Source organism: Bradyrhizobium agreste, assembly GCF_016031625.1.
Lineage (GTDB): Bacteria > Pseudomonadota > Alphaproteobacteria > Rhizobiales > Xanthobacteraceae > Bradyrhizobium > Bradyrhizobium agreste.
In genome coordinates, this window is record NZ_JACCHP010000015.1 from 24,727 (window position 1) to 45,807 (window position 21,081).

Annotated in this window: 18 protein-coding genes; 16 read left to right on the plus strand and 2 right to left on the minus strand. The window is 65.1% G+C overall.

Annotated elements, in window-relative coordinates; all coding sequences use genetic code 11:
* Positions 1–27 precede the first annotated feature (27 nt).
* The 3 genes from HZZ13_RS21815 to HZZ13_RS21825 all read left to right on the plus strand — a co-directional run bounded on the left by HZZ13_RS21815 (position 28) and on the right by HZZ13_RS21825 (position 3,877).
* Positions 28–1,155 carry an acyl-CoA dehydrogenase family protein gene (locus HZZ13_RS21815; RefSeq protein WP_197961586.1) on the plus strand — a complete coding sequence of 376 codons (1,128 nt, stop codon included), beginning with the start codon at positions 28–30 and terminating at the stop codon, positions 1,153–1,155.
* Between the two features lie 122 nt (positions 1,156–1,277).
* Positions 1,278–2,522 (plus strand): acyl-CoA dehydrogenase, encoded by a 1,245-nt coding sequence (locus HZZ13_RS21820; protein WP_197961587.1) that lies wholly within the window; start codon positions 1,278–1,280, stop codon positions 2,520–2,522.
* Between the two features lie 110 nt (positions 2,523–2,632).
* Positions 2,633–3,877, plus strand: a complete 1,245-nt coding sequence (locus HZZ13_RS21825; RefSeq protein WP_197961588.1) for an acyl-CoA dehydrogenase — start codon at positions 2,633–2,635, stop codon at positions 3,875–3,877.
* 54 nt (positions 3,878–3,931) lie between these two features.
* Here HZZ13_RS21825 and HZZ13_RS21830 read toward each other — a convergent pair whose 3' ends face one another.
* A complete protein-coding gene (locus tag HZZ13_RS21830) occupies positions 3,932–5,527 on the minus strand; it encodes an ABC transporter substrate-binding protein (RefSeq protein WP_197961589.1) in 1,596 nt (531 codons plus the stop codon).
* Between the two features lie 200 nt (positions 5,528–5,727).
* Here HZZ13_RS21830 and HZZ13_RS21835 point away from each other — a divergent pair, with 200 nt between their 5' ends.
* The 12 genes from HZZ13_RS21835 to HZZ13_RS21890 all read left to right on the plus strand — a co-directional run bounded on the left by HZZ13_RS21835 (position 5,728) and on the right by HZZ13_RS21890 (position 19,133).
* A complete protein-coding gene (locus HZZ13_RS21835) occupies positions 5,728–7,389 on the plus strand; it encodes an ABC transporter substrate-binding protein (protein ID WP_197961590.1) in 1,662 nt (553 codons plus the stop codon).
* A gap of 232 nt (positions 7,390–7,621) precedes the next feature.
* Positions 7,622–8,575, plus strand: coding sequence for an ABC transporter permease (locus tag HZZ13_RS21840; protein ID WP_197961591.1), 954 nt, complete (start codon positions 7,622–7,624; stop codon positions 8,573–8,575).
* A gap of 2 nt (positions 8,576–8,577) precedes the next feature.
* A complete protein-coding gene (locus tag HZZ13_RS21845; RefSeq protein WP_197961592.1) occupies positions 8,578–9,480 on the plus strand; it encodes an ABC transporter permease in 903 nt (300 codons plus the stop codon).
* A 184-nt stretch (positions 9,481–9,664) separates the two neighbouring features.
* The gene (locus tag HZZ13_RS21850) at positions 9,665–10,726 is read left to right on the plus strand and encodes an ABC transporter ATP-binding protein (protein ID WP_197961593.1); all 1,062 of its coding nucleotides are present in this window, start codon (positions 9,665–9,667) and stop codon (positions 10,724–10,726) included.
* Positions 10,723–10,920, plus strand: a complete 198-nt coding sequence (locus HZZ13_RS21855) for a hypothetical protein (RefSeq protein WP_197961594.1) — start codon at positions 10,723–10,725, stop codon at positions 10,918–10,920. The genes HZZ13_RS21850 and HZZ13_RS21855 overlap by 4 nt, the downstream gene beginning before the upstream one ends.
* Entirely contained in the window at positions 10,917–12,332 is a 1,416-nt protein-coding gene (locus tag HZZ13_RS21860; RefSeq protein WP_197961595.1) for an amidase, read from the plus strand. The genes HZZ13_RS21855 and HZZ13_RS21860 overlap by 4 nt, the downstream gene beginning before the upstream one ends.
* Positions 12,329–13,306, plus strand: a complete 978-nt coding sequence (locus HZZ13_RS21865; protein ID WP_197961596.1) for an ABC transporter ATP-binding protein — start codon at positions 12,329–12,331, stop codon at positions 13,304–13,306. Before HZZ13_RS21860 ends, HZZ13_RS21865 begins: the two co-directional genes overlap by 4 nt.
* A 103-nt stretch (positions 13,307–13,409) precedes the next feature.
* Complete coding sequence (locus tag HZZ13_RS21870; RefSeq protein WP_197961597.1) at positions 13,410–13,679, plus strand: GlsB/YeaQ/YmgE family stress response membrane protein; 270 nt, start codon at positions 13,410–13,412, stop codon at positions 13,677–13,679.
* A gap of 260 nt (positions 13,680–13,939) precedes the next feature.
* Positions 13,940–15,688, plus strand: coding sequence for a type I secretion system permease/ATPase (locus HZZ13_RS21875; protein WP_197961598.1), 1,749 nt, complete (start codon positions 13,940–13,942; stop codon positions 15,686–15,688).
* Positions 15,685–17,019, plus strand: coding sequence for an HlyD family type I secretion periplasmic adaptor subunit (locus tag HZZ13_RS21880; protein WP_197961599.1), 1,335 nt, complete (start codon positions 15,685–15,687; stop codon positions 17,017–17,019). The genes HZZ13_RS21875 and HZZ13_RS21880 overlap by 4 nt, the downstream gene beginning before the upstream one ends.
* Positions 17,020–17,307: 288 nt before the next feature.
* A complete protein-coding gene (locus HZZ13_RS21885) occupies positions 17,308–18,777 on the plus strand; it encodes an AMP nucleosidase (RefSeq protein WP_197961600.1) in 1,470 nt (489 codons plus the stop codon).
* 80 nt (positions 18,778–18,857) lie between these two features.
* Positions 18,858–19,133 (plus strand): DUF1488 family protein, encoded by a 276-nt coding sequence (locus tag HZZ13_RS21890; protein WP_197961601.1) that lies wholly within the window; start codon positions 18,858–18,860, stop codon positions 19,131–19,133.
* Positions 19,134–19,389: 256 nt separating this feature from the next.
* Here the strand turns inward: HZZ13_RS21890 and HZZ13_RS21895 are convergent, their stop codons facing one another.
* Positions 19,390–19,872, minus strand: a complete 483-nt coding sequence (locus HZZ13_RS21895) for a CinA family protein (protein WP_197961602.1) — start codon at positions 19,870–19,872, stop codon at positions 19,390–19,392.
* A 145-nt stretch (positions 19,873–20,017) separates the two neighbouring features.
* On the opposite strand from HZZ13_RS21895, the gene HZZ13_RS21900 reads away from it, so the two are divergent.
* Complete coding sequence (locus tag HZZ13_RS21900; RefSeq protein ID WP_197961603.1) at positions 20,018–21,076, plus strand: amidohydrolase family protein; 1,059 nt, start codon at positions 20,018–20,020, stop codon at positions 21,074–21,076.
* Positions 21,077–21,081: the final 5 nt, after the last annotated feature.

Below are 21,081 nucleotides of genomic sequence, written 5' to 3' on the forward strand. Positions count from 1 at the left end.
ATGACAGCAAGAAAAAGGTAAGCCGCCATGAACTTCGATTTCTCCGACGATCAAAAGCAGCTCCGCGACCAGGCGCGCAAGTTCCTCGCCGAGAAATGTCCGCCCAAGGCGGTGCGTGTCGTGCTCGACGGCAAGACGCCCTACGACAAGGAGCTGTGGAAGGGCCTCGCCGAGATGGGCTTCCTCGGCGTCGCCATTCCGGAGGAATTCGGCGGCGCTGGCGCCGGTCATCTCGAGCTTTGCGTGATCGCAGAAGAAATGGGCCGGGCCAACGCGCCGGTGCCGTTCTCCTCGACCGTGTACCTCGCCGCCGAAGCGCTGCTGATCGCCGGCAGTGATGCGCAGAAGAAGAAATGGCTGCCGGCGATTGCTTCCGGAGAGGCCATCGGCACGCTGGCGCTGTTCGAGGGCAAGGGCAACCCGTCGCCGAAGAACGTCAAGCTCACCGCTGCGAACGGCGTGCTTAACGGCGTCAAGAAGCCGGTCGCCGATGGTGCGATCGCGGACTTCGCTGTGGTTGCCGCGCGCACGGGATCGAGCGGACGCGACAGCGACATCTCGCTGTTCCTGGTCGAACTCAGGGCGGGCGGCGTCGAGGTCAAGAGCCTCACCAATCTCGATCCGACCCGCGGACAGGCCGAGATCGCCTTCAAGGATTGCAAGGCCGAGCCCCTCGGCGCCGCCGGCGAAGGCTGGAGCATCCTCACCCAGGTGCTCGACCGCGCCGCGGTGCTGTGCGCGTTCGAGCAGGTCGGCGGTGCTGATCGCGCGTTGGAGATGGGCCGCGACTACGCGCTGGACCGCATCGCCTTCGGCCGTCCGATCGGCTCGTTCCAGGCGGTCAAGCACATGCTGGCCGACATGTACGTGTCGGCGACGCTGGCGCGCTCCAATAGCTATTACGGCGCCTGGGCGCTCTCGACCAACGCGGCCGAGCTGCCGGAAGCTGCGGCCGCCGCGCGCATCAGCGCGACGCAGGCATTCCAGCACTGCGCCAAGAACAACATCCAGGTCCACGGCGGTATGGGCTTCACCTGGGAGTTCGACTGCCACATTTATTACCGCCGCGCCAATGCGATGGCGCTGGGCTTGGGCAGCTTGTCCTATTGGGAAGACCAGTTGATCGACCGCATGCGGAAGAAGAACGCAGCTTGATGTTGTCGTCATTCCGGGGCGCCGCAAAGCGGCGAACCCGGAATCTGGAGATGAGTGAATAACGTCGAGATTCCGGGTTCGCGCTACGCGCGCCCCGGAATGACGGAAGAAGAGAAACCGAGATGAACTTCGACGACACCCCGCAGGAAGCCGAGTTCCGCGCCACCGCCCGCGCCTGGATCAGCGCCAACGCGCCGAAGCAATACGAGGAGGAGCTGCGCAAATCCTCGCTCGGTCGCACCGTGCTCAAGAACGCTGACATCCTCCAAGTCGCAAAAGCCTGGCAGAAGAAGAAGGCCGACGCCGGCTGGGCCTGCCTGCACTGGCCCAAGGAATATGGCGGCCGCGGCGCTTCGCCGATCGAGCGGGTGATCTGGCAGCAGGAGGAAGGGCCATACGGCCAGCTGTCCCGCATGTTCATCATCGGCCACGGCATGTGCGGGCCGACCATGATGGCGTTCGCGCGCGAGGAGCATAAGCGCAGATATCTGCCGCCGCTCGCCTCCGGTGAGAACGTCTGGTGCCAGCTGTTCTCCGAGCCGGCCGGCGGTTCGGACGTCGCAGGCTTGCGCACGCGTGCGGAGAAGGACGGCGACGACTGGGTGATCAACGGCCAGAAGATCTGGACCTCGGGCGCACATTATTCCGACTACGGCATTTTGCTCACGCGCACCGATCCGACCGTGCCCAAGCACAAGGGGCTCACCATGTTCTTCCTGGACATGAAGAGCCCCGGCGTCGAGGTGCGGCCGATCAAGCAGGCGAGCGGAGCCTCGGATTTCAACGAGGTCTATTTCACCAATGTCCGCATTCCCGACCATCAGCGCCTCGGCGAGGTCGGCGACGGCTGGAACGTGTCGCTGACCACGCTGATGAACGAGCGCAGCGCGATCGGCGCGGCCGTCTCGACCGGTTTCCCTGAACTGTTCGAATATTGCTCCAGCCTGATACTCGACGACGGCCCGGCGATCGAGGATCGTGCAGTGCGATCCAAGCTGGCGAACTGGGCGGTGAAGGCGAGCGGCCTGAAATACACCAGCATGCGCGCGATCTCGGCGCTGTCGAAAGGCGAGCGGCCGGGGCCGGAGAACTCGATCGGCAAGCTGGTGGCCGGCTCCATGATCCAGGACGTTGCGACCTACGCACTGGATCTTCAGGGCGCGGCCGGCGTCGTCAGCGGCGAGAATGCCGAGCTCGCCGGCCGGTTCCAGGCCATGCTGCTGCGCGCACCGGGTACCCGCGTCGAAGGCGGCACCGACGAGATCATGCGCAACATCATCGCCGAGCGGGTGCTGGGCCTGCCCGGCGACATCCGCGTCGACAAGGACGTGCCGTTCAACAAGATCCCGACCAAGGGAAGGAATTAGCCGTCATTCCGGGGCGCCGGGCAGCGGCGAATCCGGAATCCAGAGATTGTGGTTCGAGATTCCGGGTTCGCGCGTTGCGCGCCCCGGAATGACAGAAAGAGAGGTCCGCCATGAATTTCGACGACACCCCGCAGGAAGCCGCGTTCCGCGAGACCGCGCGCAGATGGATCGAGGCCAATGCGCCGAGGGAGCTGCATGCCGAGCTGTCGAAATCTTCGCTCGGCCGCATCCGCCTTGCCAATCACGATATCGTCGATGTCGGCAAGGCCTGGCAGAAGAAGAAGTTCGAGGGCAATTGGGCCTGCCTGCACTGGCCTAGGGAATATGGCGGCCGCGGTGCGACGCCGATCGAGAAGGTGATCTGGCAGCAGGAGGAGGGCGTCTACGGCAAGCTGACGCAGCCGTTCCAGATCGGCGAAGGCATGTGCGGCCCGACCGTGATGGCGTTCGGCAGCGAAGAGGCCAAGCGCCGTTACTTGCCGAAGCTCGCATCGGGTGAGGAGATCTGGTGCCAGCTATTCTCCGAGCCGTCTGCCGGCTCCGATGTCGCCGGACTTCGCACGCGCGCGGAGAAGAAGGGCGACAATTGGGTCGTCAACGGCCAGAAGATCTGGACCTCGGGCGCGCATTATTCCGACTACGGTCTTTTGATCGCGCGCACCGATCCCAACGTGCCCAAGCACAAGGGCCTCACCATGTTCTTCCTGGACATGAAGAGCCCCGGCGTCGAGGTGCGGCCGATCAAGCAGGCCAATGGCATGCAGGAGTTCAACGAGGTCTATTTCACCGATGTCGTGATTCCTGACAGCCAGCGGCTGGGCGCCGTCGGCGACGGCTGGAACGTGTCGCTGACGACGCTGATGAACGAGCGCATGTCGATCGGCGCGCGGCTCGCGACCGGCGTGCCTGAGATGTTCGAGCTCTGCTCGAACCTGATGCTGGAGGATGGCCCCGCCATCGACGATCCCGCAGTGCGCTCGAAGCTCGCAAGCTGGGCGGCGAAGTCGAGCGGGCTGAAATACACCAGCTACCGCACGATCTCGGCGCTGTCGAAAGGCGAGCGGCCGGGCCCGGAGAATTCGATCGGCAAGCTGGTCTCCGGCATGATGCTCCAGGATATCGCGACTTACGCCATGGACCTGCAGGGTGCGGCCGGTGTTCTCACGGGCAACGACGAGGAGACGGCGCAGGGCCAATTCCAGCAGATGCTGCTGTCCTCGCCCTCTATGCGCATCGCCGGCGGGACCGACGAGATCCTGCGCAACATCATCGCCGAGCGCGTGCTTGGCCTGCCGGGCGACATTCGCGTCGACAAGGACGTACCGTACAACAAGATTCCGACCAAGGGGCGGTGATCGCGCACCGGGTGGGCAAAGGCGCCAAGCGCCGCGCCCACCCTTGCCTGTTGCTCACTCCACCCCGATCGTCGTCAGGTCCTGGAACCAGTGCTGCGCCTGCACGAACTGCTTGATCTTCGGTGACAGCGCGTGCGGGTTGGTGTCGTGGACGACCCACACCAGCGTGGCATCGTCCACGATCAGCGCATGCGCCTGGGCCAGCAATTTGTCCTGCTTGGTGCTGTCGAAAGTCTGCTTGGCCTCGTCGATCAGCGCATCGACCTTCGGGTTCTTGTAGCCGCCCCAATTGACGCCCACCGGCGCGATCTGGCCGGAATGGAAGAAGCGGACGATGGCGTAGAGCGGATCCGAAGTGACATAGGCGATGTTGTTGGAGGTGATGCCGGCGTTCATCTCGTCGGCGGCGCCCTTGCGCCAATGCGTATAGAGCGTCTCGAGCTCGACCACCTTGAAGTCGATCTCGATGCCGATCTCCTTGAAGCTCTGCTGCAGGAATTCGTTCATCGGCAGCGACAGCATCTGGCCGGTGCCGCCCTGCGCGATGATGAAGGTGGTCTTCAGCGGCTTTGCTTTGGAATAGCCCGCTTCCTCCACCAGCTTCTTGGCGGCGGCGAGATCGTATTTCAGCTCGAAGCTGGGCTTGCCGAACCACGGGCTCGACGGGTCGACCTGGCCCTTGGCGGGCTTGGCGAGGCCGTTCATCAGGCCGACGACTTCGTCGCGGTTGATCGCAAGGTTCAGCGCCTTGCGCAGGCGGATGTCTGTCCAGGGCGAGCCCGGCAGCACGCTGAGGTGATAATTCCAGACGTGCGGCGTCACGTTGTCGACCAGCTTCATGCCGGCCGCCTTCAGTTGCGGCACGGCATCCGGCGCCGGTGTTTCGATCAAATCCACCTGGCCGGCGAGCAGCGCGTTGGTGCGCGTCAGCGCTTCCGGCATCGGCACCAGCACGATCTTGTCGACCTTTGGAATGCGCTTCTTGTTCCAGTAGTCCGGATTCTTCGTGAGCTCGGCGAGCTCGCGCGGCACCAGCTTCGTCAGCTTGAACGGGCCTGTCCCGGAGGGCTGGCTGGCGAACTTGTCCCAGTCCTTGCCGAGCTTTTCGTATTGCGCCGGGCTCGAGACCAGGAACCACAACATCTGATAGGGAAAGAAGGAATCGACCGTCTTGGTGGTGATCTCCACCGTGAAGTCGTCGATCTTGGCGTAGCTGGCGACGGAGGGGAGGCGGGTCTTCACCTGCGCGCTCTGCCGCTTGTCGAATTGCGGCGCCTTGTCGTTGAGCACCTTGTCGAGATTCCAGATCACCGCATCGGCGTTGAACTCGCTGCCGTCGTGAAACTTCACGCCCTTGCGCAAGGTGAAGCGCCACTTGGTCTTATCGGCATCGTCGACTTTCCATTCGGTGGCGAGGCCCGGCACCAGCTTGCCGGGGCGATCGGCGACGTCCATCTCCCAGGCCACCAGCGGATCGTAGATCGTGTAGGCCGTGAACTGATAAGCGCCGGCGCCGCGATCGGGCTGGCCGGTGGTGAGCGGAATATCCGCCATCGAGATACCGTAGCGCACCACCGTTTCGGCGCGCGCCGAGATCGCGGAAATTGCCAGCGCAAGCACGGCGAGACAGGTCGATAGACGAATACGCATGGCCCAAAGCTCCCAGGAGATTTCGGGGCCAAAACCTGCAATCTTGATGCCAGAATAGGCAGCCGGGACGCTTTGTCTTCAATCGATCACAAGGACTTGTCGTCGCAGGAGCAATTCGCAGAAAAAGATTCTCCTTGGCATAGCCATTGCATACGATTGCATCAAAATTAATCATCGAAAGCCGGAAAGGGACTGAGGCGATGCTTATCAAGAACAAGAAGACACGGGCGGCGCTGATCGCGCTCTTGGCGCTTGGCGGCGCGGCCGCATGGCCGCGCGTGGTAGTCGCGGAAACTGTGCTGCGCATCGGCATGACTGCTGCCGATATTCCGCGCACGCTCGGCCAACCCGACCAGGGTTTTGAAGGCAACCGCTTCACCGGCCTCACCATGTACGACGCGTTGACCAGCTGGGACCTCTCTTCCGCCGACAAGCCGAGCGTGGTCATCCCCGGCCTTGCCACCGAGTGGAAGGTCGACGATGCCGACAAGACGAAATGGACCTTCAAGCTGCGCCCCGGCGTGACCTTCCACGACGGCTCGCCGTTCAACGCCGACGCCGTGGTGTGGAACGTCGAGAAGGTGCTGAAGCAGGATGCGCCGCAGTTCGATGCCAGCCAGGTCGGCGTCACGGCCTCGCGCATGCCGACGCTGGCGTCCGCAAAGAAGATCGACGACATGACCGTCGAGCTCACCACCAAGGAGCCCGACAGCTTCCTGCCGATCAACCTCACCAATTTGTTCATGGCGAGCCCGGCGAAGTGGCAGGCCTTCTACGACAAGGCCGAAGGCGCGGACGCCAAGGCGAAGTCGCAAGCCGCATGGACCGCGTTCGCCAAGGACGCCTCGGGCACTGGCCCGTGGAAGATGGCGCGCTTCACTCCGCGCGAGCGGCTCGAGCTGATCAAGAACCCCAATTATTGGGACAAGGCGCGTGTTCCCAAGATCGACAAGATGGTGCTGCTGCCGATGCCGGAAGCGAATGCGCGCACCGCGGCGCTGCTCTCCGGTCAGGTCGATTGGGTTGAGGCACCGGCGCCGGACGCGATTCCCGAATTGAAGCAGCGCGGCTTCAAGCTCTACGCCAACGAGCAGCCCCATGTCTGGCCCTGGCAGTTCTCGCGCGTCGAGGGCTCGCCCTGGAACGACATCCGGGTGCGCAAGGCCGCGAATCTCTGCGTCGACCGCGATGGTCTCAAGGACGGTCTGCTCGCCGGCCTGATGGTGCCGGCATCCGGCACCTTCGAGCAGGGGCATCCCTGGCGCGGCAATCCCACCTTTCAGATCAAGTACGACAAGGCGGCTGCGCAAAAGCTGATGCAGGAGGCCGGTTACGGTCCCAACAAGAAGCTGACCGTGAAGACGCAGACATCGGCGTCCGGCTCGGGCCAGATGCAGCCCTTGCCGATGAACGAGTATCTCCAGCAGGCGCTGGCCGAATGCTATTTCGACGTGCAGCTCGACGTCATCGAATGGAATACGCTGTTCACCAACTGGCGCCGCGGCGCCAAGGACCCCAGCGCCAACGGCTCGCACGCGACCAACGTCACCTATGCGGCGATGGACCCGTTCTTCGCGCTGGTGCGCTTCCTGCAGTCGGGCATGGCGCCGCCGGTCTCGAACAATTGGGGCTTCATCAACAACCCCAAGTTCGACGAGCTGGTGAAGAAGGCGCGCCAGACCTTCGATCCCGCCGCGCGCGACGCCGCGCTCGCCGAGCTGCACGCCGCCTCGGTCGACGACGCCGCCTTCCTCTATGTCGCCCACGACGTCGGCCCCCGCGCGATGAGCCCGAAGGTGACAGGCGTCGTGCAGCCGAAGAGCTGGTTCATCGACTTCTCGCCGGTGTCGATCGCGCAGTAGTGAGGCGGCCCTCGCTCCAACAACGCGTCATGCCCGGGCTTGACCCGGGCATCCACGTTCTTCTCTCTCATTTGTCATTCCGGGGCACCCGAAGGGTGAACCCGGAATCTTGAGATTCCGGGTTCGATGCTGCGCATCGCCCCGGAATGACAGAGCAAGAGAGACGTGGATGGCCGGGACAAGCCCGGCCATGACGATCGAGAAATCTACGTGCTAACCTGAGTAACCCAACGTGCTCGCCTATACCGCCAGACGCATTGTCTACGTCGTCCCGATCGTCATCAGCGTGGCGCTGGTGTGCTTCCTGCTCGTGCACATCACGCCGGGCGATCCGCTGGTCGCCGTGCTGCCGGCCGATGCGTCGCAGGAGCTCGCCGCGCAGCTGCGCGCCGCCTATGGCTTCGACCGGCCGCTGCCGGTGCAGTTCGGCCTATGGCTGTTGCGCGCCCTTCATGGCGATCTCGGCAGTTCCATCGCGACCGGACGTCCGGTGCTGGCCGAGGTCATGCGCGCGGTCGGCAACACCGTCACGCTTGCCATTGCCGCCGCCATCATCGGCTTCACCATGGGTATCCTGCTCGGCCTGATCGCCGGCTATTTCCGCGAGACCTGGATCGACAAGGTCGCGACGTCCTTTGCCATCGCCGGCGTCTCGGTGCCGCATTACTGGCTCGGCATGCTGCTCGTCATCATCTTCTCGGTCCAGCTCAACTGGCTGCCGGCGGTCGGCGCCGGGCCCAGCGGCTCCAACTCCTGGGCCTGGGACTGGGCGCACCTCAAATATCTCGTGCTGCCCGCGATCACGACCTCGGTGATCCCGATGGGCATCGTCACCCGCACGGTACGCGCGCTCACCGGCGACATTCTTTCGCAGGATTTCGTCGAGGCCTTGCGCGCAAAAGGCCTGCACGAGCGCGGCGTGTTCCGTCACGTCATCAAGAACGCCGCGCCTACCGCGCTCGCGGTGATGGGGCTCCAGCTCGGCTACATGCTCGGCGGCTCGATCCTGATCGAGACCGTGTTCTCCTGGCCTGGCTCGGGCTTCCTGCTCAACTCCGCGATCTTCCAGCGCGACCTGCCGCTGCTACAGGGCACCATCCTGATCCTGGCACTGTTCTTCGTATTCCTCAATCTCCTGGTCGACATCGCCCAAGCCGCGATCGATCCGCGCATCAAGCGGGGCTAGCGATGAGCGAGGTCCCCCTGTCCGCCACTGCCGATGCTGCGCTGCAGGCCGCGCCCGCCAGCAAGGCGCGCGGTTATTGGACGACCGTCGGCCGCCGCATCATGCGCGACAAGGTCAGCATGGCCTGCGCGCTGGTGCTGCTGCTGATCTTCCTCTCCGCGATCCTCGCGCCGTGGCTCGGTCTCGAAGACCCCTACAAGGGCTCGATGATCCGCCGGCTCCGCCACATCGGCACCACAGGCTATCCGCTCGGCACCGACGAACTCGGCCGCGACATGTTGGCACGATTGATCTATGGCGGCCGGCTGTCGCTGGTGATCGGCATCCTGCCCGTGATTCTGGCGTTCTGCATCGGCACCTCGCTCGGCATCGTTGCCGGCTATGTCGGCGGCAAGCTCAACACCGCGATCATGCGCACGGTGGACGTGTTCTACGCCTTCCCGTCGGTGCTGCTGGCGATCGCGATCTCCGGCGCGCTCGGCGCTGGCATCCTCAACTCCATCGTGGCGCTCACCATCGTGTTCGTGCCGCAGATCACCCGCGTCGCCGAGAGCGTCACCACGGGCGTGCGCAACGTGGACTTCGTCGAGGCGGCGCGTGCCTCCGGCGCGGGCGCCTTCACCATCATGCGCGTCCACATCCTCGGCAACGTGCTGGGCGCGATCTTCGTCTATGCCACCAGCCTGATCTCGGTCTCGATGATCCTGGCGGCCGGTCTGTCCTTCCTCGGCCTCGGCACCAAGCCGCCGGAGCCGGAATGGGGCCTGATGCTGAACACCTTGCGCACCGCGATCTACGTCAATCCCTGGGTCGCAGCCTTGCCGGGCGCGATGATCTTCGCGGTCTCGATCTGCTTCAACCTGCTCTCGGACGGCCTGCGCAGCGCCATGGACATCAGGAACTGACGATGATGAGAGCAAGACAGGCCGCCGCAGCTTCGGTGCCACACCTCTCCCGAAGGGAGAGGTCGGATTGCATCGCAAGATGCAATCCGGGTGAGGGGTTGCGCTTCACCGAGTTTGCCGCTCCCCCTCACCCGGCGCTGCCCGCCGACCTCTCCCCGATGGGGAGAGGTGGGAGATCGCGGCCATGAGCGAGAGCACCACTTCCATCGCCATGCTGGAGCAGGTCGAGGACCGCGGTGGGCCCGCGCAGCCGCTGCTTCAGGTCAACGGTTTGACCAAGCACTTTCCGGTGCGCGGCGGCCTGTTCGCTGCCAAACGCACCGTACGTGCTGTCGACAATGTCTCCTTCTCCGTCGCCAAGGGCGAGACGGTCGGCATCGTCGGGGAATCCGGCTGCGGCAAGTCCACCACCGCGCGACTGCTGATGCACCTGATGCCGCGCGATGAGGGCGACATCATCTATGACGGCATGACCGTCGGCCAGTCGCTGAGCTTGCGTGAGCTGCGCCGCGGCATGCAGATGGTGTTCCAGGATTCCTACGCCTCGCTCAATCCGCGTCTGACGATCGAGGAATCCATCGCCTTCGGCCCGAAAGTCCACGGCATGGCCGATGGTGCGGCCCGCATCCTTGCGCGGGAGCTGCTCGGCAAGGTCGGGCTGCGTCCCGAAAACTTCGCGAGCCGCTACCCGCACGAGATCTCGGGCGGCCAACGCCAGCGCGTCAACATCGCCCGCGCCCTGGCGCTGTCGCCGCGGCTGGTGATCCTGGACGAGGCCGTCTCGGCGCTCGACAAGTCCGTCGAGGCGCAGGTGCTCAACCTGCTCGCCGATCTCAAGCGCGAATTCGGTCTCACCTATCTCTTCATCAGCCACGACCTCAACGTCGTCCGTTACATCTCGGACCGCGTGCTGGTGATGTATCTCGGCGAGGTCGTCGAGCTCGGCCCGGTCGACCAGGTCTGGGACAGCCCGGCGCACCCCTACACCCGTGCGCTGCTCGCCGCGATGCCGTCCTCCGATCCTGACCGGCGCACCGAGACGCCGCCGATCACGGGCGATCCGCCCAATCCGATCGATCCGCCCTCGGGCTGCCGTTTCCATACCCGTTGCCCGTTTGCGGAGCCGCTCTGCGCAAATGCGACACCAAAGCTCACCGCGCTGGATAATATGGGTCACGAGGCCGCGTGCTACATGGCAATACCGGGTTCAGGCCATAGCCGCGCGCCCAGGGGAGAAACCGCATGACGAGACCGACACCGAAAGAGATCAAGCCGATCGCACACATCGCCGGCGTGCCTGTGGACGACGAGATCGCGACCCGCATCTCCAATGCCATCGGCCCAGCCTTCGAAGGCTTCGCCGCCATCGCCGGCACGCTGCCGTTCGATTTGGAGCCCGCAGCTTACGTGCTCGCGCAGACGCAGAAGGTGTCGAAATGAGCCGTGAGCCCGCCTTGATGACGCTCACCGAGGTCGCGCGCGCGATCACGATGAAGCAGGTGTCCTCGCAGGAGGCGACGCGCGCGCTGCTGCAGCGCATCGCGCAGTGGCAGCCGCATCTCAACGCCTTCATGTCGATCGAGGCCGAGGCTGCGTTGAAAGCGGCGGATGCCGCCGATGCCGAGCTGGCCAAGGGCAATGTCCGTGGTCCCCTGCATGGCGTGCCGCTCGCGCACAAGGACATGTATTACGATGCCGGCAACGTCACGACCTGCGGCTCGCTGATCCGCCGCGATTTCGTGCCGACCGTCACGTCCACTGCCTTGCAGCGGCTGAAGGACGCCGGCCAGGTCCGGCTCGGCACGCTGCATCTCGCCGAGTTCGCCTATGGTGCGACCGGGCACAACAGCCATTATGGTCCGGTGCGCAATCCATGGAACGTGGCGCACATCACCGGCGGCTCCTCCTCGGGCTCCGGCTCGGCGGTCGCCGCGCGCCTGACCTATGCCGCGCTCGGCTCCGACACCGGCGGCTCGATCCGCATGCCCGCGCATTTCTGCGGTGTCACGGGGCTCAAGACCACCTGGAGCCGCGTCAGCCGCGCCGGCGCCATGCCGCTGTCGCAATCGCTCGACACGGTCGGCCCGCTCGCCCGCACCGCGGAGGACTGCGCGCTGCTGCTGGCGTTGACGGCCGGCCCGGATCCGGAGGATCCGACCGCGAGCCGCGAGCCTCTCTCGGACTACGTCGCTGCGACCAAGGCATCCCTGAACGGCCTCAAGATCGGCGTGCCCGCGACCTACTATGTCGACGATCTCGACAGCGAGGTCGCGCGCGTGCTCGACGAGACCATTGCGGTGCTCAAGCGCGAGGGCGCCGACATCGTCAAGGTCGAGCTGCCGGACCAGCGGCAATTGCAGGCGGCGAGCCAGCTCGTGCTGGCCGCCGAAGCCGCCGCCTTCCACAAGCGCTGGTTGATCGAGCGTTCGCAGGATTACGGCGCGCAGACATTGATGCGCCTCCAGAACGGCCTGGCCGTTCCCGCCATCACCTATCTCGAGGCGATGCGTTGGCGCGGGCCGGCGCTCGCGGCCCACAATGCCGCGACAGCAGGCGTCGATGCGGTGGTCGCGCCGGCGTCCCCGGTGCCGGCGCCGACGATCGAGGAGAGCGACGTTGGCGGCGGCCCGAACGCGCCGGCGCTGTTGCAGCGGCTGACGCTGTTCACCCGCCCGGTGAACTTCCTGGGCCTGCCGTCACTGACCATTCCATCGGGCTTCACCAGGAACGGCCTGCCGGTCGGCATGCAGCTGATCGGCCGCTCCTTCGACGAAGCCACCCTGCTGACGATTGGCGCCGCGTTCCAGCGCGCCACCGACTATCACGACCGATTGCCGAAGCTGCCGTCATGACAAACCTCGTCGAGATCTCGGGCCTCAACATCCGCTTCACCGGCGAGCGCACGGTCTACGCCGTGAACGATCTCAGTCTCTCGCTCGGCAACAGCGAGGTGCTGGGCCTGCTCGGCGAGTCCGGTTCGGGCAAGAGCGTGACCTTGCGTGCCTTGATGCGGCTATTGCCGGAGAAGCGCACGCAGATTTCGGGCAAGGTCAACGTGATGGGACAGGACGTGCTCGCCATGAACGACGAGCAACTGTCGGCCTTTCGCGGCCAGACCGTGTCGATGATCTTCCAGGAGCCGGCGCTCGCGCTCGATCCGGTCTACACGATCGGCGCACAGATTGCCGAAAGCGTGGTGCGCCATGAGGGCAAGAGTCTTGCGGAAGGGCGCGCACGCGCGCTCGAAATGCTCGAGGTCGTGCGCATCCCATCCGCCAAGCGCAGGCTCGACGCCTATCCGCACGAAATGTCCGGCGGCATGCGCCAACGCGCCATGATTGCTCTGGCGCTGGCCTGCCGGCCAAAAATCCTGTTGGCGGACGAGCCGACCACCGCGCTCGATGCCACCGTGCAGATCCAGATCCTGCTCTTGCTGCGCGAGCTTCAGCGCGAGTTCGGCATGTCCGTTATCTTTGTCACCCACGACATCGGTGTTGCGATCGAGATCTGCGACCGCGTCGCGGTGATGTATGCCGGCCAGATCGTGGAGCAGGGGACCTTGCGCGACATCGTCCGCTCGCCGGTGCATCCCTATGCCAAGGGCCTGCTCGCCTCCACCATCCACGGCGCCAAGCGGGGCCAGCGGCTGGAGACCATCCCCGGCACGCCGCCGTCGCTGGCCGAGAAGCCGCACAATTGCTCCTTCGCTTTCCGCTGCAAGTTCGCCGAGCCGCGCTGCCTGGAGCAATTGCCCGGGAATGTCGAGGTCGGGCCGGGTCGGGCGGCGAGGTGTGTGCTGGCCGAGCCGGTCACCGTAGTGTCATAGTTCGGATGAGTTGAGCGGGGCGGCGCAAGCCTTCCCAGCATTCACACCCCATTCATCCCGGTTCCCGTTCCATGCCTCCCGTTCACGGAGAGGGACCTCACTGATGTACATTTCCAACGAAGGCCTGCTCGTCATCCTGTTCGTCGGCCTCGTCGCCGGCTGGCTCGCCGGCAAAATCGTGCGGGGCGCCGGGTTTGGTCTTATCGGCGACATCGTGATCGGCATCTGTGGTGCGCTGGTGGCGAGCCTGCTGTTTCCAAAGCTTGGCGTCCGCCTCGGCACCGGCCTGGTCTCCGAAATCGTCTATTCCGCCATCGGCGCGGTCATCCTGCTGCTGGTGGTGCGGCTGGTGCGCGGCGGCGGCCGGCTCTAGCCAGCCCCTCGGTTCGATGGATCGGAACTTGCCGCTTCTTCTGAGTTGGGGAAGGCGGTGGCCTCTGCACCAAAAAGCCGCAAAGACTGTGAAATACCGGACTTGCGTGTGGAGCCGTCAGGGGTAGATGTGGCCCACGGGTTCTGGCTGAACCTGGCTCGCGTTGGACGCAGAGTAAACAGGATGTTAATCCGGGGCGACTACCCTGAATTGCCCGTGAAATCAGGGGCTGTGGCCCCCACACGAAAGAGAAGAGACTGATGGCAGCCATCCCTGGCGTCCGCCGTTCAGAGCTCGGTGACGCCTTGCGCGCTTGTCGCATGGCCTTCATCGGCGTCGGCCTGATGAGCTGCATGATCAACCTGCTCTACCTGACCGGGTCGATCTTCATGCTGGAGGTCTATGACCGGGTGCTGCCGAGCCGCAGCATCCCGACCCTGGTCGGCCTCATCATCCTCGCCAGCTTCCTCTACATGGCGCAGGGCGTGCTCGACATGATCCGCAACCGCATCCTGGGGCGGATCGGCACCTCGCTTGACGAGGCCCTCAACAAGCGCGTGTTCGATACCATCGTGCGCCTGCCGCTCCTGGTCGGGAGCCGCAACGAGGGCCTGCAGCCGCTGCGCGATCTCGACAATGTCCGCTCCTTCCTCGGCGGCATGGGCCCGAGCGCGTTCTTCGACCTGCCCTGGCTGCCGCTCTATCTGGCCATCTGCTTCGCCTTCCACGTCCTGATCGGGGTCACCGCGCTGGTCGGCGCCATCATCCTGGTCGGGCTGACGCTGGTCACCGAGTTCATGTCCCGCCAGCCGGCGAAGGAGGCGATGGGCCTCGCCGCCCGGCGCAACGATCTCGCCCAGGCCAGCCGCCGCAACGCCGAAGTGATGGTGTCGATGGGAATGGCCGGCCGGATGAACCAGCGCTGGAGCGAGGCCAACGAAAAATACCTCGCCGGCAATCAGCGGGCGAGCGACGTCGCCGGCGGTCTCGGCGCGGTCGCAAAGGTGCTGCGCATGATGCTGCAATCGGCCGTGCTCGCAGTCGGCGCCTATCTCGTCATCCACCAGGAGGCGACCGCGGGCATCATCATCGCCGGCTCGATCCTGTCCGCCCGCGCGCTCGCGCCGGTCGATCTCGCCATCGCGCATTGGAAATCCTTCGTCGCGGCGCGCCAGAGCTGGCAGCGCCTGACGCGCCTGTTGGAGCAGATGCCGGCGCAGGCGATGCCGACCCAGCTGCAGGCGCCGACCAGCCGGCTCTCGGTCGAAGGCGTCGCCATGGTGCCGCCCGGCGATCAGCGGCTCGTGGTGCAGGATGTCACCTTCGCGCTGGCCGCCGGCAGCGGCCTCGGCGTGATCGGCCCAAGCGGCTCCGGCAAGTCATCGCTGATCCGCGCGCTGGTCGGGGTCTGGCAGCCGGTGCGCGGCAAGGTGCGGCTCGACGGCGCGGCGCTCGATCAATGGTCGAGCGACGCGCTCGGCCGCCATATCGGCTATCTGCCGCAGGACGTCGAATTGTTCGGCGGTACCATCGCGCAGAACATCTGCCGCTTTGATCCCGAGGCCACCTCCGATGCGATCATCGCCGCGGCCAAGGAGGCCGGCGTGCACGAGATGATCATCAAGATGCGCGAGGGCTACAACACGCAAGTAGGCGAGCAGGGCGCCGCGCTCTCCGCAGGCCAGGCCCAGCGCGTGGCGCTGGCGCGCGCGCTCTACGGCAACCCCTTCCTGATCGTGCTCGACGAGCCCAATTCCAATCTCGACACCGAAGGCGACGAGGCGCTGACCCGCGCCGTCCGCTCGGCACGCGAGCGCGGTGCCATCGTCGTCGTGGTGGCGCACCGGCCGATCGGCGTCGAGGCGGTCGACCAGATCCTGGTGCTGCGCGACGGCCGCATGCAGGCCTTCGGCCCCAAGGAGCAGGTGCTCGCCCAGGTGCTGCAGCCGCGCGTGACGCCGCCGGCACCGATCAAGATCGTCAGCGAAGCCGGAGTGGCCAAACCATGAGCACGATGGCCATCGGCGGCCCGAAGCCTGGCACGAAGAAGACCGTGCGCGAGTCCATCAAGTTTCACCTGCTGCTCGGGCTTGGCATCGTGCTGGTCCTCGTGATTGGCCTCGGCGGCTGGGCCTCGACCGTCCTGATCTCGGGCGCGCTGATCGCGCCGGGCCAGATCGTGGTCGAATCCAACGTCAAGAAGGTGCAGCATCCGACCGGCGGGGTGGTCGGCGAGGTGCGCGCCCGCGACGGCGACCTGGTCAAGTCCGGCGACATCGTCGTGCGGCTCGACGACACCGTCACCAAGGCCAACCTTGCCATCGTCACCAAGAATCTCGACGCCGCGCAGGCGCGTGCGTCGCGATTGCAGGCCGAGCAGCGCGGTCTCGACCGAATCGAATTCCCGCAAAGCCTGATCGAGCGGGCGGGCGATCCCGACGTCAAGGCGTTGCTCGCCGCGGAAACCAAGCTGTTCGAGGTCCGCGTCAACGGCCGCACCGGACAGAAGGCGCAACTCCGCGAGCGCATCACGCAGCTCAACGAAGAGATCGCCGGTCTCAGCGCCCAGGAGAAGGCCAAGGACCAGGAGATCGCGCTGGTGCAGAACGAGCTCACCGGCGTGCGCGAGCTCTACGACAAGCGTCTGGTGCAGATCTCGCGCCTGACCCAGCTCGAACGCGATTCGGCCCGCCTCAACGGCGAGCGTGCGCAGTACATCGCCTCGCGCGCCCAGGCCAAGGGCAAGATCACCGAGACCGAGCTCCAGATCATCCAGATCGACAAGGACGTGGTCAGCGAGGTCTCGAAGGACCTGCGCGAGACCAACGACAAGATCGGCGAGCTGATCGAGCGCAAGGTCGCGGCCGAAGACCAGCTCCGCCGCGTCGACATCCGCGCGCCGCAGGACGGCATGGTGCTGCAATCGACGGTGCACACGATCGGCGGCGTTGTCACCGCCGGCGACACCTTGATGCTGATCGTGCCGCAGGCCGACGATCTCCAGGTTGAGGCCAAGGTCAATCCGGTTGACATCGACAAGCTCCAGATCGGCCAGAAGACGCTGCTGCGCCTGTCGGCATTCAACCAGCGCACCACGCCCGAGCTCAACGGCGTCGTCAGCCGCGTCTCGCCCGACGTCACCACCGACCAGCGCACCGGCCAAGGCTATTACACCATCCGCGTCTCGATGCCGGCCGAGGAACTCGCCCGGCTCGGCGACGTCAAGCTGATCCCCGGCATGCCCGTGGAAGCCTTCGTCCAGACCGGCGACCGCACCATGCTGTCCTATCTGATGAAGCCGTTGCACGACCAGCTGATGCGGGCGTTCCGCGAGAAGTGACGCGCGACTTACCCTCCCCTGGAGGGGGAGGGTCGATCGCGCGAAGCGCGAGCGGGGTGGGGTGACAGTCTATCCATGCGTGACGCGCTCGCGTGGCGGATCATCACAATCCCGAGCTCGTGAGTTAGACTGCCTCTGTAGCTTCACCCCACCCCGCTACGCATTTCGCTTCGCTGCATGCGTAGCGACCCTCCCCCTCCAGGGGAGGGTAAGAAGAGCCGCAATGACGGGGCGGGCCCGTTCTTGCTATAGTTCGACCCAGAGCCCAGCAAGTCCGGCGGTCGATCCATGCAATCTCCACCCTCCATCGCCACCGAGTCCTTCTCCGATGCGTCCGCGGCCGTCGCCCGCCTCGAAGAGATCTACGAGCGCAACACGAAATTCCTGCGCGATCGTTTCGAAGCTTACGTCAATGGCGAAGCGATCACGACGCGGGTGCGGGCGCACTATCCCTTCGTCCGTATCACCACCGCGACGCATGCGCGACTGGATTCGCGTCTCGCTTATGGCTTCGTCGCCGGACCCGGCGTGCATGAAACCAGCGTGACGCGGCCGGATCTGTTCCGCAGCTATCTCACCGAGCAGATCGGCCTCTTGATCCAGAACCACGGCGTGCCCGTCGAGGTCGGCGAGTCCGCCGAGTCGATCCCGATCCACTTCGCCTATCGGCGCGACATCAATATCGAAGCCGCCATCACCACCAGCGAGAGCTCGCCCGTCGCACGCGCGCTGCGCGATGCGTTCGACGTTCCCGATCTCGCGACCATGGACGATTCGATCGCCGACGGCACCTTCGAGCTCCAGCCCGGCGCACCTGAGCCGCTGTCGCTGTTCCGCGCCGCCCGCGTCGATTACTCGCTGCGCCGGCTCTATCACTACACCGGCACCGATCCCGAATACTTCCAGAACTTCGTGATCTTCACCAACTACCAGTTCTATGTCGACGCCTTCGCGCAAGCGTGCCAGCAACGGCTGCAGTCCGGCGAGGCCGGCCTCGAGGCTTTCGTCGGGCCGGGCAATGTCATCATGCAGAGCGGCGGCGCCATCAGCGGCACCGCGCCGGCTCGCGCACCGCAGATGCCGGCCTTCCACCTGGTCGTTTCAGGCTATCGCGGCATCACGCTGATCAACATCGGCACCGGTCCGTCCAATGCGCGCAATGTCACCGACCACGTCGCGGTGCTGCGGCCGCACGCCTGGTTGATGCTCGGCCATTGCGCGGGCCTGCGCAATACGCAGCGCCTCGGCGACTACGTGCTTGCGCACGGCTATGTGCGCGAGGATCACGTGCTCGACCACGAGCTGCCGCTGTGGGTGCCGATTCCGGCGCTGGCCGAGATGCAGGTCGCGCTCGAGGAGGCGGTCGAGGACGTCACGGGGCTTGAAGGCTTCGAGCTCAAGCGCCTGATGCGCACGGGCACGGTCGCAAGCGTCGATAACCGCAATTGGGAAATTTCCGGGCCCGAGGTGATCCGCCGCCTGTCGCAGTCGCGCGCGGTGGCGCTCGACATGGAATCGGCTGCAATCGCCGCCAACGGCTATCGCTTCCGCGTTCCCTACGGCACGTTGCTGTGCGTCTCCGACAAGCCGCTGCACGGCGAGATCAAGCTCGCCGGCATGGCCAGCGAATTCTACCGCCGCCGCGTCGGCCAGCATCTCGAGATCGGCCTGAAGGCGCTGGAGCGACTGAAGCAGCAGGAATCGGAGCGGCTGCATTCGCGCAAGCTGCGCAGCTTTGCCGAAGTGGCGTTCCAGTAGGGTCCGAAGCCGCACTTTGCTGCTGACAAGCGGAGCGATTTTCAGCATTGTCCGGCGCGGGGCTCGACCGGGACGATTTGATGCCGCTCATGCGCGACAAGATCATTGGCCATGATCTGGAACGGCTGGCCTTTCGCTTCACCATGCTGAACGATGGCGTGGTCGTGCAGTGCCAGATCAGCGATGCCGCGATGGACGAGCTCGCGGGCATGCAGGGCACCGAAAGCAGCGCGCGTCAGGCGCAATTCCTGTCGCTGCGCGAAACCATCGAGCGGATCGCGTCGGATCTCTACGACGAAGCGCCGCGATTTCCGGGCTATGTGGTGCGGATTTTCATGCGGCATTTGGGACGGTAGGGCCCACATACTCCGCTGTCATCGCCCCACTCTCGGTGTCATGCCCCGGCTTGCCGCCTTCGCTGAAGCTTCGGCGGCCGAGCACCCTTGTGGCCCCGGCGTAGCCTTGGCGGAGACGGGACCGGGGCATCCAGTACGCCGCGGCCTATCGATTCAATCACAGCCGTCTCGGAGTACTGGATCGCCCAGTCAAGCCGGGCGATGACAGTGGTGTTGATGGCGCGGCCATCCCCACTCACTTGAGTCGCACAGCAGCTCACCCCTGCAGCTTCCGCAACAACAGCTTCAGCGCCGTCGCTGCAAACACCTGCATGTTGCCGAACCGGTCGTTATCTCCCGTCTCCAGCGTCATCACCTCTGACGCAGGTCCCGCAACCGCCATGCAGCTGTGGCCGGCGGCATCGCCGTAGCGGTTGCCGGTGGGGCCGGCGGCGCCGGTCTCGGACAGGCCCCAATCGCAATTGAAGCGCGTTCGCATCTGCTCGGCCAGCAATCGTGCATAGGGCTCCGACGAAGAGCGAAAGCCCTTCATTCCTTCGTCCGAAATATCCATCAGCACGCGCCTGGCATCGCGGGTGTAGACCACGGCGCCGCCGAGGTAATAGGCGGAGGCGCCGGGCACCGCGAGCAGGCTCGCCGAGATCAGGCCGCCGGCTGATGATTCCGCCACCGCGATGGTCTGTCTGCGCGCGATCAGTTTGGCGGCGACCTGTTCCGCAATGCCCACGAGCTCTTTCATTTCGCAACCCCTCATTCCTTCGCAACCGAGCTCAGCCTTCATAGCATATGACAGGACGCTTGGCCGAGTTGCGGGCGGCGGGCAGGCCTGCTTGAATGGCCGTGACAAGACGAGACATGCGAGGAAACGTGAGAAGGGAGACGTGATGGCGTCCCTGATCGCCGGCGGCATCGACTGCGACGTGCATCCGGCCGTGCCGCATCTGACCAGCCTGCTGCCCTACCTGAACGATTACTGGCGCGATCAGGTCACGACGCGCGGCATGGTCGACCTTATCTCGCAATCCTATCCGCAGAATTCGCCGATCACGGCGCGGCCCGACTGGCGCCCTGAGAGCGGCAAGCCCGGTGAGAGCCTGGCGGACATGCAGCGCCATGTGCTGGATGCTTTCAAGCTCGAATGCGCCATCTGCAACCCGCTCTATGGCGTGCAGATGGTATTTTCGGAAGACATGCAGGCCGCCTTCTGCCGCGCGCTGAATGATTGGCTGGCGAAGGAATGGCTCGATCGCGACGTGCGGCTGCGTGGTTCGATCGTGATCCCGACGCAAAGCATCGAGAAAGCCGTTGCCGAGATCGAGCGCTGCGCACCGGACAAGCGCTTCGTGCAGGTGCTGATGCTGGTGATGGGCGATACGCCGCTCGGCAAGCGCGCGCTGTGGCCGATCTACGAGGCCGCGGAACGTCTGGAACTCCCGGTCGGCATCCACGCCGGTTCCGCCTATCACAATCCGCCTACCGCCGTGGGCTGGGGGTCCTATCACATCGAGGATTATGTCGGGCAGGCCCAGGCGTTCCAGACCCAGCTCACCAGCCTGATCGTCGAAGGTGTGTTCGCCAAATATCCACGGCTGAAAATGGTGATGCTGGAGTCGGGCGTCTCCTGGATCTCGCCTTATCTCTGGCGGCTGCACAAGTTCTGGCGCGGGGTGCGGATGGAGACGCCGTGGGTCGATCGCGCACCGCTGGAGATTGTGCGCAGCAACATCCGCTTCTCGTTACAGCCATTTGATGCGCCTCCGGAACCGGAGACATTAATTCGCCTGTTTGATCATATGCAGTCGGACGAATTGGTCCTATTCTCCACGGACTATCCGCACTGGCAGTTCGACGGCCAGGACGCGCTGCCCGAAGGTCTGTCCCCCGATCTCGTGCGCAAGATCATGATCGACAATCCGCATGCTACCTACCCCCGCCTGAAATGAGCCCG